This is a genomic window from Marinococcus sp. LNHM5E3-2.1 (assembly GCF_056034365.1).
In genome coordinates this window covers 234,881-249,712 of record NZ_JBQLIB010000002.1, presented here as the reverse complement: position 1 = coordinate 249,712, position 14,832 = coordinate 234,881, and the positions used below count along the sequence as shown (strand labels likewise).

Sequence of the window (14,832 nt, the reverse complement as noted above, 5' to 3'; positions counted from 1 at the left end):
TGTTATAATCTCGTTATGTGTGAAAAAGAGAAGAATCGAAAGGAAGTGACCAGCTATGAAACAACAAGTGCATCCGGAATATCATAAAGTTGTATTTATGGATACAAGTACGGGATTCAAGTTTTTGAGCGGTTCGACAGAAAGCTCGTCTGAAACTATCGAATGGGAAGACGGAAACACGTACCCAGTAATCAAAATTGAGGTAAGCTCCGACTCCCACCCTTTCTACACCGGCAAGCAGAAGCAGAACACTGCCGGCGGCCGTGTGGATAAGTTCAAAAGAAAATACAACCGCTAAGCACAATGGTTGGGTAAAGGCGGAAGCTGCGGCTTCCGCCTTTTTTATATCACGAGCACGAACCGAAACCGATAAGCAGGGGAGAAAAATATGGCGCAGTTATTTTTTAAATACGGAACAATGAACAGCGGCAAGTCCATCGAAATTTTAAAGGTGGCCCATAACTATGAAGAGCAGAACAAGCCAGTGCTTATCTTCACCTCCGGTCTGGATGACCGGCGCGGAGTCGGATTTGTAGCAAGCAGAATCGGAGTGGAGCGCGAGGCTGTGCCTGTGTTTGAAGAGACAAACATTTACGATATCGTTCGTCAGGAAGAAGAGCGCCCGTTCTGCATCCTCGTGGATGAGGCACAGTTTCTGTCCCAGGAGCATATCATTCAGCTCGCGGAAATTGTTGATAACCTTAATATTCCGGTGATGAGCTTCGGCCTGAAAAACGATTTTCAAAATGAACTGTTTGAAGGCAGCAAGCATCTGCTGCTCTACGCGGATAAAATCGAGGAAATGAAGACCATCTGCTGGTTCTGTCATAAAAAAGCAGTCATGAATTTAAGACTCGACGGTAAGGGCCGGCCGATTTATACGGGCGATCAGATCCATATTGGCGGCAATGATTCCTACTATCCGGTATGCCGGAGATGCCATGCCAATCCGCCCATCGCCCTTTAAATAAAAAATAAGCCAGCCGGAGCAGTGCCGGCTGGCTTTATCTATTGCAGGGGCACAGTCACTTCGCCCGCCGGATCACCTGCTGGAGTGGATCCCACACTTTGTTGTACGGCGGAGCGTAGCTCAGGTCCAGATCCTCAAAATCAGTTACGGTCATACGATGGAAGAGGGCGGTCGCCAGAACATCGAGTCGTTTATCTGTGCCGTCACCGCCGATCAGCTGGCCGCCGAGGATGATGCCTGTGTCCGGGCAGTACGTGACTTTAATATGAAGCTTACTATTTCCCGGGAAATAGCCGGCATGGCTCGAGGTAGTAAGCATCTCACTGCGGTAAGGAAAGCGCATGTCAGCAGCCTCCGCTTCGGAGATGCCGGTTTTCCCAAGCGTCAGGCTGAAAAAGCGGAGAATGGAGGTGCCGGTTACTCCTTTAAAGGACTTTACGCTTCCGGCCATGTTTAGGCCGGCGACCCGGCCCTGCTTGTTGGCATGCGTGCCGAGCGGAAGATAATCGTCGATCTCTTTGATCCTATGGAACTGGGTGGCACAGTCGCCGGCAGCATAAATGCCGGGAATGTTTGTTTCCATGTAGCGGTTCACCTGAAGGGCCCCGTTCGCTTGCCGGAACAGGCCGCATTTGGACACCATTTCTGTATTCGGGCGCAGGCCGACGCCGGCAATCACCGCATCGGTATCGATCACCCGGCGATCGGTATGAACGGCTTCCACCCGGGTTCTCCCCGACAGATGCTGAATGTTTTCCTCAAACAGCAGCTCAATGCCGTTCGCTTCCGCTTCCTCAGCGATATAGGCTGCCATATCCGGATCGAATATGCCGGCAAGCTGATCGCCGCGCTGCAAAAGCGTCACTTTCTTTCCGGCGTGAATACAGTTCTCTGCCACTTCAAGGCCGATATAGCCTCCGCCCACGACAGTGACGTGGTTGACGTGCGCAAGATCTGCTTTGATCGTTTCGGCATCCGGAATCGTTTTTAGCGTATGAACACCTTCAAGCTCCCGTCCCGGCCAGTCCGGCAGAAGCGGGCGCCCGCCGGAAGCAATCAGAAGCTTATCGTACGTAACCTGAAACGGCTTGCCGGTGCCGGTATGTATACCGGTCACTTCTCTTTTATCCGCATCGACGCCGGTCACCTCATGGTTCACCCGGGCATCGATGCCGTACTTTTCCCGGAATGTATCGACATCGCGGGCGATTAAATTCGCGCTGTCATCGACTTCACCTCCGAGTATGTAAGGGAGACCGCACTGGGCGTAGGAATAAATCTCTCCTGCTTCGAGCGTAATAATTTCTGCATTTTCGTCCTGCCGGTAGATCTGCATAGCTGCACTCATGCCGGCAGCATCTCCGCCGATAATAACGTATTTCATCGTTTTTCCCCCTTCTGCTGAAACAATAGGCATTTACAGGGCGGTTTCCCCGCTCCTGCGCTGATCAAACGAAATTTCTGGATGCGGTGGTATTTTGACGCCCCTATGCCCCTGTATTATAATTAGTATACTGTAAAGGAGAATGAGAAGCGTGTAAAACGTAACGAAATACATTCCAGCCGGATAAAATTTAAAAAATAGAGGTGAACGGTGTGTTAGAGCGACTGCAGACGGTAGAAGACCGTTATGAATATTTAAACGAACAGCTGAGCGATCCGGAAATCGCAAACGATCCGAATAAAATTAAGGAGCTGTCCAAGGAGCAGGCACAGATGCAGCGGACAGTGGAGGTTTACCGGGAGTATAAAGAAGCCCGGCAGCAGCTTGATGAAGCGAAATCGATGCTTGAAGACGAGCTCGATGCAGAAATGAAAGACATGGTAAAATCGGAAGTCGAAGAGTTGAGCGAGCGTATTGAAAACCAGGAGGAAGAGCTCCGGAGACTTCTTCTTCCGAAGGATCCAAACGATGATAAAAACGTTATTATTGAAATACGCGGAGCCGCAGGCGGGGAAGAAGCGGCGCTGTTTGCCGCTGATTTATACAAAATGTACTCCCGTTATGCAGAGAAGCAGGGATGGAAAGCAGAAGTTGTGGAATCGAACGCGAGTGAGCTCGGCGGCTACCGGGAAATCATTTTTATGATTAACGGCGATTCGGCATATTCGAAAATGAAATATGAAAACGGGGCCCACCGGGTTCAGCGGGTGCCAAGCACGGAATCAGGCGGACGCGTGCATACATCCACAGCGACCGTAGCTGTCCTTCCGGAAGCCGAGGAAGTGGAAGTGGACATTCACGATAAGGATATCCGCGTTGATACGTTCGCAGCGAGCGGTCCCGGCGGCCAGAGTGTAAACACGACCATGTCGGCGGTGCGGCTGACCCATGTGCCGACAGGCATTGTCGCTTCCTGTCAGGACGGAAAATCCCAGATTAAAAACAAAGAAAAAGCAATGACGATTCTTCGTGCCCGGGTGTATGACAAATTCCAGCAGGAAGCCCAGGCGGAGTACGATGAAAACCGGAAATCAGCGGTAGGAACCGGGGACCGTTCCGAGCGGATCCGAACGTACAATTTTCCACAGACGCGCGTAACCGATCACCGTATCGGCCTGACGCTGCAAAAGCTGGACCAGATTCTCCAGGGAGAGCTTGACCAGATTATCGAGCCGCTCGTAATGGAAGAACAGGCCGAGCTGATGGAAAAAGCAGGCGAAGCGTAATGAAAGAAGAACTACTTGTATTTGAAGCCCGGAGATGGGCTTCTTCTTTTTTGAGTGAGCACGGAAGAGAAGAGACGGCAGCCGACTGGCTTCTGGAGCATCATCTGAAGCTTTCCCGGGCCCAGCTGCTGACCGCTGCGAGAGAGCCGGTGCCGTTACAGGCATGGGAGCATTTTCAGCAGGATGTGCGTCTTCACGCAGCTGGGACGCCGGTGCAGCATTTAACCGGCAGCAGCTTTTTTTACGAGCGCGAGTTTCACGTCAATCCTGATGTGCTGATTCCCCGGATGGAAACCGAGGAGCTCGTCTGGCACGTGATCGACTGGGTGCAAAAAAACAGTGAGCTGAATGCTCCTAGAATTGTCGACGTTGGCACAGGCAGCGGCATCATCGCAGTTACGCTCGCGCTGGAGCTTTCGGCGGCACAGGTGCAGGCTGTTGACATTGACACCCGGGCGCTTGAAACAGCTAAACGAAACGCAGAACGGCTGCAGGCGCCGGTCACCTTTCATCAGGAATCGTTTCTTGAAGGCATGGCCGCCCGGAAAGAACAGGCGGACGTTATTGTATCTAATCCTCCCTACATTCCAAAGGAGGAATGGGAGCAGCTCGACCCGCTTGTCCGGGACCAGGAGCCTGCGGTTGCTTTAATTGGCAAAGGAAAAGAAGGAATCCACAGCTATGAAGAAATTATCAAATATGCTGCCGAAGTTTTGGCTCCGGGCGGGCTGCTTGCCTTTGAAATCGGCTGGCAGCAGGGGAAAGCAGTGATGAAGGCAGCTGAAAAAGTGTTTCCGGGAAAAAGGATCCAGGTAATTAAAGACTTGAATGGGAACGACCGAATCGTTACAGTTGTGAATAAGTGAGAAAGTTATCCACTATTTGTGGATAACAAAAGACAAATACCTCCATATATGTGGAAAACATTAAATTTTCGTAAATAATGTAAAATAAAAGACTGAATTAACAGCATAAATTAAAGTTATCCACAGAAAATAAGCTCCTGTTAACAATGTGAAAAACCTAAATTAATGTAAAATAAACCCTGTTGTTAAGGCATTTTAAATTTTTGGAAGGAACGAAAGCTGAATGAGTTATAAACAGACGGTTATAAAAAATGTGGATAAAATAAATGAAGCATCGGCGGAGAACTCTGTGCTAAAGGAGATGGGGCTGTGGATAACGCAGGGGAAAACAGTGGCTCTCCCGACGGAAACGGTTTACGGTCTAGGGGCAAGCGCATTGTCTACGGATGCTGTCCGGGCAATTTTTGAAGCTAAAAACCGTCCGCCCGACAATCCGCTGATTGCCCATATTGCTGACCGTGCCCAGCTCCCTGAGCTCGGGGTTACATGGACAAAGAGCATGGAAAAGCTGATGGACGCATTCTGGCCCGGTCCATTGACGCTCATATTCCCATTGACGGAAGCAACCCCTCTGTCGCCTCTTGTAACGGCGGGGCTATCCACAGTAGCTGTACGGATTCCGGAGCACGAGGTGGCAAAGGCAGTACTGGCATACGCAGGTGTGCCGGTGGCAGCGCCGAGTGCCAACCGGTCCGGGTCCCCGAGCCCGACCACGGCGAAGCACGTCTACAGTGACCTGGACGGGAAAATTGATGCGGTGATTGATGGCGGCCCGTGTGGATACGGAGTGGAGTCCACCGTCGTGGACTGTACGTCAGAAGTATGCTGGATTCTGCGTCCGGGAGGAGTTACTAAAGAGCAGATCGAGCAGGTGCTCGGCCCGGACACAGTCCGCTATTCGCAAGGTGCTCCTTCAGAGGAAGCACCTGCAGCACCGGGGATGAAATACCGTCACTATTCGCCGGCGACATCCCTTTATTTAATGAAAGGGCCGGAGGAAGCATGGCAGGAAAAGCTCCGGGCCTGCCAGGAGGAAGGAAAGAAGGTAGCGGTGCTTGCTGTGGAAGAGAAAAAATCAGCGTGGATGCAGGCGGATGCTTTTCTTAGTTTAGGCTCGCGCCGGGTGCCCGAAGAAACGGCAGCAAAATTGTACGCTGTTCTTCGTGAATTAGATACAATGGAGGTGGACGCTGCTTTCTGTGAAGTTTTTTCAAAAGAAGGGATTGGGACCGCACTCATGAACCGTCTGGAAAAAGCAGCATCTTCAGAACAATGAAAACTTCTGCAAGGAGTCGATGACGATGAGTTATCACGTATTGTTTATTTGTACAGGGAACACGTGCCGGAGTCCGATGGCCGCTGCGCTGATGAAGCACCATTATCCAGAGGTGGAGGTGGCTTCAGCTGGTGTGATGGCTACAAATGGAGAGCCGGCAGCAGCAGAAGCCGTCCGGGCGATGGATGAAAGACAGGTGGAGATGGATCATGAATCCCAGCCACTCACAAAGGAATTAATCGACTGGGCGGACGTTATCTTTGCAATGACCCAGGGGCATAAAGATATTATGCAGCGGATGTTTCCGGGTACGGAAACGAAAACGGTGCTCTTAAAGGAATATGCCCAAAGTGATGGGGATAAGGATATTGGAGACCCTATTGGCGGAGGCCGGAAGGTATATCACGAAACGGCAGAGGAAATGGAAGAAGCGCTTCAGGCAGCATGGGAGCGGTACAGGAAAGAAAAGTCGCTGGACTGAGCCTGGAGATTTACAGGCGGATGGATACGTGAGAGACTGAAAACAGTACAATCAAACGGAGGAGAGGTTGACATGAAAGTAGCATTGGGTGCCGATCACGGCGGATATGAATTAAAAGAGGAAATTAAAGCTGTACTGGACGAAGCAGGGGTGGAATACGAAGACCTGGGCTGTGACTGCAGTGATTCTGTGGACTACCCGGACTATGCGGTGCCGGTGGCTGAAAAAGTAACGGCCGGCGAAGTGGACCGTGGGATTCTTGTCTGCGGAACGGGCATCGGCATGTCGATTGCTGCGAATAAAGTTAACGGCATCCGCTGCGCGCTGGTCCATGATGTATTCAGTGCAAAAATGACCCGGGCGCATAACGACAGTAATGTACTGGCGATGGGCGCTAGAGTTATTGGATCCGGCCTTGCCGGCGAAATTGTCAAAGCCTGGATCAGCACGGAGCACGTTGGGGGCCGCCACGCCGACCGCATTCAAAAAGTATCGGCTATTGAAGAATAAGGAACGAAGAAAGGATGAGTTGTCATGGTAAACAAAGCAGAATGGCAGCAGCCTTTACGGGAATTGTTAGCTTCATTAAAGGAACAGGCATCACTCCGCAGCGGCCAGGTGCTTGTGATTGGCACGAGCACCAGTGAAGTGCTCGGCGAGCATATCGGTAAGGCAGGATCTGAGGAAGTCGCCGAAGCGCTGTTTGATGTCTTTCAGGAGTTCCGGGAAGAAACCGGCGTACATCTTGCGTTTCAGGGATGTGAGCATATTAATCGTGCGCTTACGGTGGAAAGGGAGACGGCAGAGGCTTACGGTCTCGAAGCTGTAAGCGTGGTGCCCCACCCGAGAGCAGGCGGTTCGATGAGCTCGTATGCGTATAAACACATGAGCGAGCCGGTCGTCATCGAAGCAGTAAAAGCAGATGCAGGCATTGATATCGGATCCACCCTGATCGGTATGCATTTGAAGCCGGTGGCGGTTCCGGTACGCGGCCCGCAGAAGCAGATTGGTTCTGCCTATGTAACGATGGCAAAAACACGGCCGAAGCTGATCGGCGGTGAGCGTGCCCGCTACGAATAGTCTCCGGAAAAGAATCGCATGCTGCGGTTCTTTTTTCTTCAGATGCAGAAAGGAAATAAAGAAATTCGAAAAAAATTTCGTAAGGTACGGAATTTCCTAAAAAATACGTGTTACAATGAAAAACATAGTAACATGGAGAGAAAAATAACGAATGAAATATTCGCGGAAAAGATAATCGTTCGTTATTGTACCGAAAGGGAAGGGAGATTTACAGATGGAAACAAAGGTAAATGCAGAAAGTGTACAAACGCAGGATCCGGCCATATTTGAGGCAATGCAGAAGGAGCTGGGGCGCCAGCGCGACAAGATCGAGCTGATCGCTTCGGAGAACTTCACGAGCCGTGCAGTAATGGAAGCGCAGGGGTCTGTGCTTACCAACAAATATGCGGAAGGCTACCCGAATCGCCGCTACTACGGCGGTTGTGAGCATGTGGACACGGTCGAACAGCTCGCCATTGACCGGGCGAAGGAACTATTCTCGGCAGAATATGCGAACGTGCAGCCTCACTCCGGGGCCCAGGCAAATATGGCGGTTTACTATACGATTTTAAATCACGGTGACACGGTGCTTGGCATGAACCTTTCCCACGGCGGCCATTTAACCCACGGAAGCCCCGTCAACTTCAGTGGTGTTCAGTACAATTTCGTGGAATACGGTGTGACTAAAGAAAATCAGGTGATTGATTACGATGAAGTGCTTCGCGTGGCAAAAGAAACGCAGCCGAAATTAATCGTCGCCGGTGCAAGTGCGTATCCGCGTGAAATTGACTTTAAAAAATTCCGTGAAATCGCCGATGAGGTGGATGCGTACTTGATGGTTGATATGGCACACATTGCCGGACTGGTAGCAGCAGGGGTGCACCAAAACCCGGTTCCTCATTCGCACTTTGTTACGACAACAACACACAAAACGCTGCGCGGACCGCGTGGAGGGCTCGTGCTTTGTAAGGAAGAGTTCGGCAAAAAAATTGATAAAGCAGTATTCCCGGGTCTGCAGGGTGGACCGCTTATGCATGTGATTGCGGCGAAAGCTGTTGCCTTCGGCGAAGCACTGCAGGAGGATTTCGTCACGTATTCCGAAAACGTCGTGAAAAACGCGCGAAGCTTAAGCGACTCGTTGCAGAATGAAGGAATTAACGTCGTTTCGGGCGGCACCGACAACCACCTCGTGCTGATGGATACCCGCAGCCTGGAGCTGACAGGGAAAATAGCGGAAAAAGCGCTGGACGAAGTCGGCCTCACAGCGAACAAAAACGCCATTCCGTATGATCTGGAAAAGCCATTCGTTACAAGCGGTATCCGTCTAGGTTCTGCAGCTGTTACGTCCCGAGGCTTTGGGGAAGAAGAAATGAAGGAAATAGGCGCCATCATTGCCTATACGCTGAAAAACCATGAAGACGCGGAAGCATTAAAAGAGGCGGCTGAGCGCGTGAAAGCTTTAACGGGCCGTTTCCCAATTTACGAATATCTGTAAAATGGCAGACCCCGGTCAAAAAAGGGGTATGAATACAGCTGTTCTCCTATTTAAAGGAGGCAGCTGTTTTTTTATTCCTTTTGACGGACGCCTTTGTTTTTTAGGGGTGAATGCAAGTGTGTTAGGGTATATGTAGATTGGGAAAAGGAGGAGTTCAAATGGTTTTTGCACTAAATGAAAAAGCGCCGATGTTCACGCTTGCTGATGTTCACGGCGAAGAATTTAAACTCGAAGAAAAAATAGGTAAGGGATGGCAGCTGCTCGTGTTTTTCCGGGGCTCATGGTGTCCGGTATGTAAGGAAGAGCTGCAGGCCTGGGAAGAGCACCGCGGTTTTTTTGAAAATAATAATGTAAATATCACAGCCATCTCCACCGATAATCCCGAGGACCTGCGTACGATGACCGAAGAATACGGACTCACGTTCCCGGTGCTTGTCGACGAAGCACTGAAGGTACTCGACGATTACGGCGTCTTTTATCACAGCTCGGAAGCGCCGTACGAAGATCACGGAGCCCACGGAGAGCCTGCATATTTTCTGATCGATGAAGAAGGCAGATTTTTATACCAGCACCGCCAGACAAACCCATTCGGCCGGCCGGGTCCGAAAGAGCTGCGCAAAACAGTAAAATACATTGAAGACAATTTAAAATAAACGTTCGCAGCAGTGCATCCGGGCGCTGCTGTTATTTCCAGCAGTACGCAGAAGTTGCGGCATATTTCTGTCATTTTATATAACCTTGAATCCATCACGCTTTTTAGGTAGAATTTCTAAAGAATATGTTCGATAGGGACATGGGTTAATAAGCACCGGCTGATGCCGGGGAAAAAGGAGCCGACTATACTTATGGGAAATGTACATGTACTGGATCATCCGCTCATTCAACATAAACTTACATTCATCCGGGACGTCTCAACAGGAACGAAGGAATTCCGGGAGCTTGTCGATGAAGTCTCTACCCTGATGGCGTTTGAGATTACAAGAAACCTTCAGCTTCAGGAAGTGACGGTGGAAACTCCGGTGGGACCGGCCAAATCCTATACGCTTGCAGGCAAAAAGCTGGGAGTGGTGCCGATTTTGCGCGCAGGACTCGGCATGACCGACGGTATCATCAAATTGATCCCGGCAGCAAAAGTAGGGCACGTCGGGCTGTACCGGGATCCGGAAACGCTGCAGCCGGTAGAATATTATGTGAAGCTTCCGAGTGATGTCGAAGAGCGGGAATTTATCGTGATTGATCCGATGCTTGCGACAGGCGGTTCTGCTATTGAGGCATTGAACAGCCTGAAAAAACGCGGAGCCCAGAATATCAAGCTCATGTGTTTAATCGCAGCGCCTGAAGGAGTGGCACTCGTTCAGGAAGCACATCCGGACGTGGACATTTACCTGGCTTCGATGGATGAGAAGTTAAACGACAAAGGCTACATTGTTCCGGGCCTCGGGGACGCAGGAGACCGTTTATTCGGCACGAAATAATAGATGAGAGAGCTTTTCCGCACGTACGGGAAAGCTCTTTGATTTATAAAAGGATATTCTGTTAATGAGGCGGGGCAGTGGGAGAACACGTTCATGCTTTCTACCCAGCCTTTTCCTGTCTTGAAGATATGAAAATGTCACTTAATAGACACAAAATAGAAAATGCCTGAAACACGCGACAATACAGGGTTTTCGTTAATTTCGTCCATTGACATCATGTGTCGGCTATTGTACGATGATGAAGAACGTATGATAAGGTTTACATATGGGAGAAATTTGTATTTCCTTCATGAACGGCAGGATTCACGCAATTGTTTCTTTTTTTTGCCAAAAACATGCAGGGACAAATACGTTACATAAAGTTGTGTAAAAATTCTCTCAATGGATTTCGTAGTGTATTAACGGACTAATCAGTCTGTTTTCGGAGGAAAAGGTGGCCCGCGCATGAATGATACAAGCTTGTATCTCCGCTCGTTATTTATAGGATTGGCTGGCATGCTTGTATTGTTTGGTGCTCCGGCGCTGATTCCAGCGTTCCGGCAGGAAGCAGTGAGCTTATTTGCAGGAGCGTGCGGAGGAGCTTTTAACATCTGGCACGCTCACCGGGAGACAAAACGAATCCAGAAGGCGGTACTCGCGGAAAAAAAGATTTTTCCGTTTGGCATGGCCACAAGGCTCGCAGTAGGAGTAGTTATTGCTATGCTCTATGTCCGGTTTCCGGAACAATTCCGTCTGCTTTACCTTGTGATTGGATTGTTCAGTCCTTATCTGCTGCTTTATGCTTTATCCGTTCACTTCAGCAAAGAAAAGTAGTTTTTTAGCTGCAGCGCACAATCGACTAACATAGTAAAGGGGTGACTGAGACTTGAATATAGAGCACGAATCGCCGTACGTCTATGATGTGTTTGGAATACCGGGATTTCATGCCAACCTTTCCAACATCATGATGCTGACTATTGCGGCAGTCATTGTGTTTATCATTGGTGTGGTAAGTGCGCGGACTCTTTCTATGAAACCAACCGGTATGCAGAACGCATTTGAAATGGTAATTGAATTCGTCCGCAACATGATTGGAAGCACCATGGACTGGAAAACCGGAGAACGTTTCTTCGGACTTGGAATTACGATTTTCCTGTTCATACTGGTAGCGAATCTGCTCGGGATTCCGTTCATGCTGATTAATGATGAAACTCACGTGCTTTGGTGGAAATCACCGACGGCTGATCCGGTTGTGACGATGACACTTGCTGTCATGGTAATTGTGCTTTCACACTTCTACGGCATCAAGCTTCGCGGAGCGAAGGAGTACGGAAAGAACTACTTCCGTCCAAAGAAATTTCTCTTCCCGATTAACATTCTTGAAGAGTTCACCAACACATTGACACTCGGGGCACGGCTTTTCGGCAACCTTTATGCTAAAGAGATACTGCTGACGCTTCTGGCGACGGTGGGTACAACCTTTCCAATCGGTACCGCTCTTGGTATTATCCCAATGGTTGCCTGGCAGGGATACAGCCTGTTTATCGGTTTTATCCAGGCGTTTATCTTCCTGGTACTGACGATGGTCTATATTTCACACAAAGTGGAAACAGATCATTAATCACAGCAGCATCTGCGGAAACAACGAAACAACAATATAGTTTTAAACTAATTTAAGGAGGATTTGCACATGGGTCTTTTAGCAGCTGCAATCGCAGCAGGTTTAGCAGCAATTGGTGCAGGTATTGGTAACGCAATCGTAATCAAAGGGGCAATCGACGGTACTTCCCGTCAGCCGGAGCTTGGCGGCAGATTGCAGACACTTATGTTCATTGGTATCGGTCTTGTTGAGGCAGTGCCGATCATCGCAGTCGTTGTTGGTTTTATCACGCTTTTCCAATAAACATACGTTTTGGAAAGGAAAGCAAAATGGCGGAGTGGGGGAACTGGCTTCGCCATTCCTTTTGTATATCTAAGAAAGGAGTGAAATCTTTTGCCATCTACATTTGCGTTCGGAGATGTGCTTTTCTCACTTTTTACGTTTGTCATTTTACTGCTTTTGCTTCGCCGGTTCGCCTGGGGTCCAATTGTGGAGCAGATGAAAAAACGTGAAAATCACATTTCCAATGAAATAGAGACAGCGGAAAATCACCGTCAGGAAGCGGAAAAATATTTAGAAGAGCAGCGGGTGGAAATGGAGAAAGCGCGCGAAGAAGCGCAGTCCATCATTGAAACGTCCCGTAAAACAGCTCAGGAGCAGTCCAAGGAAATTATCCGGGAATCCCACGAAGAAGCTAACCGTGTGAAAGATAATGCCCTCGCTGATATTACGAGAGAGCGGGAGCAGGCAGTGGAAGCGCTTCGTGCCCAGGTTGGCCAGCTTTCTGTGTTGATTGCGACGAAAATTATTGAAAAAGAATTAGATGAAGACGAGCAGGAAAAACTGATTCAGGAATACGTACAGGAAAGCGGCGGTCGCTTATGAGTAATCCAACCCTGGCGAAACGCTACGCCCGCGCGCTTTTAAAAAGTGCGGAAGAACACGGGGCTCTTGAAGAGACCAAGCAGGAATGGGAAGCGATGCTCGAAGTGTTCCACACGCATCCGGAGATTGCTCAGGTTTTCAGATACCCGTCGATCAGCCGTGAAAGAAAGCAGTCTTTCATTGCGAGTACATTTGGTTCCTGGAGTGAGCGCAGCCGTTCAATGCTGAATGTGCTGCTTGACCGGAAACGGCTTCACCTGATTGATGAAGTGGCAGTGGAAGTGATTGCGCTGATTAACGACCGTCTCGGCATTGCCAACGCGGTCGTTTATACCGTGAAGCCATTAACGGATGAAGAGAAGCAGGCAGTCTCCCGCAAGTTTGCCCAGCGGGTCGGAAAGCGCGAGCTTTATATTGAAAACAGAGTGGATCCTTCACTCATTGGCGGCATGAAGGTGCACATTGGACATACAATTTTTGACGGAAGCATTCAAGGTCAGCTAGACCGCTTGCAGCGTAATATAACGCAAACGAATTTATCATGAATGGGGTGAATCCTGGTGAGTATCAAACCCGATGAAATTAGTTCTTTAATTAAACAGCAGATTGAACAGTTTGAAGCGGAGACAGAGTCCAAAGAAGTCGGCATCGTCATTCAGGTAGGGGACGGTATCGCCCGCGCCTACGGCCTGGACAACGCGATGGCCGGTGAACTTCTGGAATTCGAAAACGGCGTCATGGGTATGGCGCAGAACCTTGAAGAAGGCAACGTGGGTATTATTATTCTCGGCGCCTATGAAGAAATTCGTGAAGGCGACCAGGTCAAAAGGACCGGCCGCATCATGGAAGTGCCGGTCGGCGAAGAGCTGCTCGGACGTGTAGTTAACGCACTTGGCCAGCCTGTAGACGGACTCGGCTCCACCAACACGGCCAAATCCCGTCCAATTGAAAGCGGAGCACCGGGAATCATGGACCGTCAATCGGTATCCGAACCGCTCCAGACCGGTATTAAAGCCGTGGACACAATGATTCCTATCGGACGCGGCCAGCGTGAGCTCATCATCGGCGACCGCCAGACTGGTAAAACGGCAGTTGCGATCGATACGATTTTGAACCAGAAAGACGAAGACGTTATCTGCATTTATGTGGCTATCGGACAGAAGGACTCCACCGTGGCAGAAGTCGTGGATACGTTCCGCCAGAAAGGCGCGCTTGATTACACGATTGTCGTAAACGCCGGAGCTTCCGAGCCTGCACCAATGCTTTACCTGGCTCCGTATGCCGGAGCTTCCATGGGCGAAGAGTTTATGTACAACGGCAAGCACGTGCTTATCGTGTATGATGACTTAACAAAACAGGCGAACGCCTATCGTGAACTTTCCCTTCTCCTTCGCCGCCCGCCGGGCCGTGAAGCCTTCCCAGGGGACGTCTTTTACCTTCACTCCCGCCTGCTCGAACGTGCAGCAAAACTGAGTGATGAGAGAGGCGCTGGTTCAATGACCGCTCTTCCAATCATTGAAACCCAGGCAGGGGACGTAGGTGCCTACATTCCAACAAACGTGATTTCCATTACCGACGGCCAGATTTTCCTGCAGGCGAACCTTTTCAACTCCGGCGTCCGTCCGGCCATCAACCCGGGTATTTCCGTATCCCGTGTCGGCGGCTCGGCTCAGACGAAGGCAATGAAAAAGGTATCCGGTACGCTCCGTCTGGACCTGGCATCGTTCCGTGAACTTGAAGCCTTCTCCCAGTTCGGTTCCGACCTGGACAAATCGACCCAGGACAAACTGGCCCGCGGGGGAAGAACAGTAGAAGTACTCAAACAGGGACTGCACCAGCCGCTTCGGATGGAGCTGCAGGTCGCAATTGTGTTTGCCCTGACAAGAGGATTCCTGGACAATATCCCGACAGACGACATCCGCCGTTACGAAAAAGAACTGCTTGCGTATCTTGAATCAAGTCATTCAGAGCTTTTGGCAGGTATTCGTGACACTGGAAAACTTCCGGACGAAGAAGAGTTCAAACAGGCGATTCAATCGTTTGAGAAGTCATTTAACCCTTCAAAATAAAGAGTGC

General features: G+C 50.0%; 18 protein-coding genes. 17 read left to right on the top strand and 1 reads right to left on the bottom strand.

All coding sequences use genetic code 11. The annotated features are described in order from the left end of the window. The first annotated feature begins 55 nt into the window (after nt 1–55). A complete protein-coding gene (locus ACTRXH_RS05440; RefSeq protein WP_022794589.1) occupies nt 56–298 on the top strand; it encodes a type B 50S ribosomal protein L31 in 243 nt (80 codons plus the stop codon). Nucleotides 299–388: 90 nt separating this feature from the next. Then, nucleotides 389–967 carry a thymidine kinase gene (locus ACTRXH_RS05435; protein WP_474262362.1) on the top strand — a complete coding sequence of 193 codons (579 nt, stop codon included), beginning with the start codon at nt 389–391 and terminating at the stop codon, nt 965–967. 58 nt (nt 968–1,025) lie between these two features. Here ACTRXH_RS05435 and ACTRXH_RS05430 read toward each other — a convergent pair whose 3' ends face one another. Next, nucleotides 1,026–2,354 carry an FAD-dependent oxidoreductase gene (locus tag ACTRXH_RS05430; protein WP_474281069.1) on the bottom strand — a complete coding sequence of 443 codons (1,329 nt, stop codon included), beginning with the start codon at nt 2,352–2,354 and terminating at the stop codon, nt 1,026–1,028. Nucleotides 2,355–2,566: 212 nt separating this feature from the next. Here ACTRXH_RS05430 and prfA point away from each other — a divergent pair, with 212 nt between their 5' ends. The 15 genes from prfA (at nt 2,567) to atpA (ending at nt 14,825) form a co-directional block, all read left to right on the top strand. Next, on the top strand, nt 2,567–3,640 hold the full coding sequence (gene prfA / locus ACTRXH_RS05425) for a peptide chain release factor 1 (protein ID WP_322525642.1): 1,074 nt from the start codon (nt 2,567–2,569) through the stop codon (nt 3,638–3,640). Continuing rightward, nucleotides 3,640–4,506, top strand: a complete 867-nt coding sequence (prmC, locus tag ACTRXH_RS05420; RefSeq protein WP_474281067.1) for a peptide chain release factor N(5)-glutamine methyltransferase — start codon at nt 3,640–3,642, stop codon at nt 4,504–4,506. The genes prfA and prmC overlap by 1 nt, the downstream gene beginning before the upstream one ends. A 223-nt stretch (nt 4,507–4,729) precedes the next feature. Further along, nucleotides 4,730–5,782, top strand: a complete 1,053-nt coding sequence (locus ACTRXH_RS05415) for an L-threonylcarbamoyladenylate synthase (protein WP_474281065.1) — start codon at nt 4,730–4,732, stop codon at nt 5,780–5,782. Nucleotides 5,783–5,807: 25 nt separating this feature from the next. Continuing rightward, a complete protein-coding gene (locus ACTRXH_RS05410; protein WP_474281063.1) occupies nt 5,808–6,263 on the top strand; it encodes a low molecular weight protein arginine phosphatase in 456 nt (151 codons plus the stop codon). 72 nt (nt 6,264–6,335) lie between these two features. Then, on the top strand, nt 6,336–6,773 hold the full coding sequence (gene rpiB, locus ACTRXH_RS05405) for a ribose 5-phosphate isomerase B (RefSeq protein WP_474262356.1): 438 nt from the start codon (nt 6,336–6,338) through the stop codon (nt 6,771–6,773). Nucleotides 6,774–6,797: 24 nt separating this feature from the next. Beyond that, nucleotides 6,798–7,343 carry a TIGR01440 family protein gene (locus tag ACTRXH_RS05400; RefSeq protein WP_474277992.1) on the top strand — a complete coding sequence of 182 codons (546 nt, stop codon included), beginning with the start codon at nt 6,798–6,800 and terminating at the stop codon, nt 7,341–7,343. Between the two features lie 214 nt (nt 7,344–7,557). Then, nucleotides 7,558–8,817: a serine hydroxymethyltransferase gene (gene glyA, locus ACTRXH_RS05395; protein ID WP_474281061.1), complete on the top strand. Its 1,260-nt coding sequence runs from the start codon at nt 7,558–7,560 to the stop codon at nt 8,815–8,817. Between the two features lie 158 nt (nt 8,818–8,975). Continuing rightward, nucleotides 8,976–9,470: a peroxiredoxin family protein gene (locus ACTRXH_RS05390; protein ID WP_474281059.1), complete on the top strand. Its 495-nt coding sequence runs from the start codon at nt 8,976–8,978 to the stop codon at nt 9,468–9,470. Between the two features lie 192 nt (nt 9,471–9,662). Further along, nucleotides 9,663–10,292 (top strand): uracil phosphoribosyltransferase, encoded by a 630-nt coding sequence (gene upp / locus ACTRXH_RS05385; RefSeq protein WP_091613161.1) that lies wholly within the window; start codon nt 9,663–9,665, stop codon nt 10,290–10,292. Nucleotides 10,293–10,736: 444 nt separating this feature from the next. Continuing rightward, the gene (locus ACTRXH_RS05380) at nt 10,737–11,105 is read left to right on the top strand and encodes an ATP synthase subunit I (protein WP_474262351.1); all 369 of its coding nucleotides are present in this window, start codon (nt 10,737–10,739) and stop codon (nt 11,103–11,105) included. 58 nt (nt 11,106–11,163) lie between these two features. Further along, nucleotides 11,164–11,892 (top strand): F0F1 ATP synthase subunit A, encoded by a 729-nt coding sequence (gene atpB, locus ACTRXH_RS05375; RefSeq protein ID WP_474281115.1) that lies wholly within the window; start codon nt 11,164–11,166, stop codon nt 11,890–11,892. A 69-nt stretch (nt 11,893–11,961) separates the two neighbouring features. Next, nucleotides 11,962–12,174, top strand: coding sequence for a F0F1 ATP synthase subunit C (gene atpE, locus ACTRXH_RS05370; RefSeq protein ID WP_022794575.1), 213 nt, complete (start codon nt 11,962–11,964; stop codon nt 12,172–12,174). Nucleotides 12,175–12,264: 90 nt separating this feature from the next. After that, the gene (gene atpF, locus ACTRXH_RS05365) at nt 12,265–12,756 is read left to right on the top strand and encodes a F0F1 ATP synthase subunit B (protein ID WP_474281057.1); all 492 of its coding nucleotides are present in this window, start codon (nt 12,265–12,267) and stop codon (nt 12,754–12,756) included. Next, entirely contained in the window at nt 12,753–13,301 is a 549-nt protein-coding gene (locus ACTRXH_RS05360) for a F0F1 ATP synthase subunit delta (RefSeq protein ID WP_474262349.1), read from the top strand. The genes atpF and ACTRXH_RS05360 overlap by 4 nt, the downstream gene beginning before the upstream one ends. 15 nt (nt 13,302–13,316) lie before the next feature. Then, nucleotides 13,317–14,825, top strand: a complete 1,509-nt coding sequence (gene atpA / locus ACTRXH_RS05355) for a F0F1 ATP synthase subunit alpha (RefSeq protein ID WP_474281055.1) — start codon at nt 13,317–13,319, stop codon at nt 14,823–14,825. The last annotated feature ends 7 nt before the right edge of the window (nt 14,826–14,832 follow it).

What these genes read in the sequence shown, in the direction of transcription:
- ACTRXH_RS05440 (WP_022794589.1), top strand. Translation starts at nt 56, where the DNA reads ATGAAACAACAAGTGCATCCGGAATATCATAAAGTTGTATTTATGGAT.
- ACTRXH_RS05435 (WP_474262362.1), top strand. Translation starts at nt 389, where the DNA reads ATGGCGCAGTTATTTTTTAAATACGGAACAATGAACAGCGGCAAGTCC.
- ACTRXH_RS05430 (WP_474281069.1), bottom strand. Translation starts at nt 2,354, where the DNA reads ATGAAATACGTTATTATCGGCGGAGATGCTGCCGGCATGAGTGCAGCT.
- prmC (WP_474281067.1), top strand. Translation starts at nt 3,640, where the DNA reads ATGAAAGAAGAACTACTTGTATTTGAAGCCCGGAGATGGGCTTCTTCT.
- ACTRXH_RS05415 (WP_474281065.1), top strand. Translation starts at nt 4,730, where the DNA reads ATGAGTTATAAACAGACGGTTATAAAAAATGTGGATAAAATAAATGAA.
- ACTRXH_RS05410 (WP_474281063.1), top strand. Translation starts at nt 5,808, where the DNA reads ATGAGTTATCACGTATTGTTTATTTGTACAGGGAACACGTGCCGGAGT.
- rpiB (WP_474262356.1), top strand. Translation starts at nt 6,336, where the DNA reads ATGAAAGTAGCATTGGGTGCCGATCACGGCGGATATGAATTAAAAGAG.
- ACTRXH_RS05400 (WP_474277992.1), top strand. Translation starts at nt 6,798, where the DNA reads ATGGTAAACAAAGCAGAATGGCAGCAGCCTTTACGGGAATTGTTAGCT.
- glyA (WP_474281061.1), top strand. Translation starts at nt 7,558, where the DNA reads ATGGAAACAAAGGTAAATGCAGAAAGTGTACAAACGCAGGATCCGGCC.
- ACTRXH_RS05390 (WP_474281059.1), top strand. Translation starts at nt 8,976, where the DNA reads ATGGTTTTTGCACTAAATGAAAAAGCGCCGATGTTCACGCTTGCTGAT.
- upp (WP_091613161.1), top strand. Translation starts at nt 9,663, where the DNA reads ATGGGAAATGTACATGTACTGGATCATCCGCTCATTCAACATAAACTT.
- ACTRXH_RS05380 (WP_474262351.1), top strand. Translation starts at nt 10,737, where the DNA reads ATGAATGATACAAGCTTGTATCTCCGCTCGTTATTTATAGGATTGGCT.
- atpE (WP_022794575.1), top strand. Translation starts at nt 11,962, where the DNA reads ATGGGTCTTTTAGCAGCTGCAATCGCAGCAGGTTTAGCAGCAATTGGT.
- ACTRXH_RS05360 (WP_474262349.1), top strand. Translation starts at nt 12,753, where the DNA reads ATGAGTAATCCAACCCTGGCGAAACGCTACGCCCGCGCGCTTTTAAAA.